Origin of the sequence: Pseudoflavonifractor phocaeensis (assembly GCF_016901735.1) — a bacterium.
In the GTDB taxonomy this organism is placed as follows: domain Bacteria; phylum Bacillota; class Clostridia; order Oscillospirales; family Oscillospiraceae; genus Pseudoflavonifractor_A.
Window position 1 is genome coordinate 1 of sequence record NZ_JACLZC010000179.1, and the last position, 656, is coordinate 656.

A 656-nucleotide genomic window follows, 5' to 3' on the forward strand; every position below is an offset into this window, starting at 1 on the left:
TCCCGCATGGAAGCGCCTTGTGGCGGACATCGAGGCGGGCAAGGTGGCCCATCTGCTGTGTAAGGATCTTAGTCGGATCGGCAGAAACTACCTGCAAACCGGCTTTTATACCGAGGTAATGTTCCGGCAGAATGGGGTTCATTTTGTTGCTGTCGCCAATAACATTGACAGCGAGGAACAGGACAGCGGTGAGTTTGCGCCCTTTCTCAATATCATGAATGAATGGTATCTGCGTGACCAGTCCAAAAAGGTTTCGGCGGCATACCGTGTCAAGGGCAAGGCGGGCAAGCCTACCACCAACAACGCCATCTATGGCTACAAAAAAGACCGGTCGGACAAGGACCACTGGCTGGTGGACGAGGAAGCCGCCGCCGTGGTGCGGCGGATCTTCCGGCTTGCGGTGGAGGGGCACGGCCCCTATGAGATTTCCAAGATACTCACACGGGAAAAGGTGGAGTGCCCCGCCTATTATCTGGCACGAAACGGCAGAGGCAGCCGGAAGAACACCGTGGACACCAGCCGCCCCTATGACTGGTATGGCTTCACGGTCAGCTCCATGCTGGAGAAACCGGAATATATGGGGCATACCGTCAATTTCCGTTCTTCCAAGAAGTCCTACCGGGATAAGCGGGTAAAAAATGACCCGTCCGACTGGC

Annotated in this window: 1 protein-coding gene; it reads left to right on the top strand. The window is 55.8% G+C overall.

The window, feature by feature from the left end:
- Positions 1-19: 19 nt before the first annotated feature.
- Positions 20-656: recombinase family protein (locus H7U37_RS16555; RefSeq protein WP_477742908.1), on the top strand; the 637-nt coding region annotated here is incomplete at its 3' end.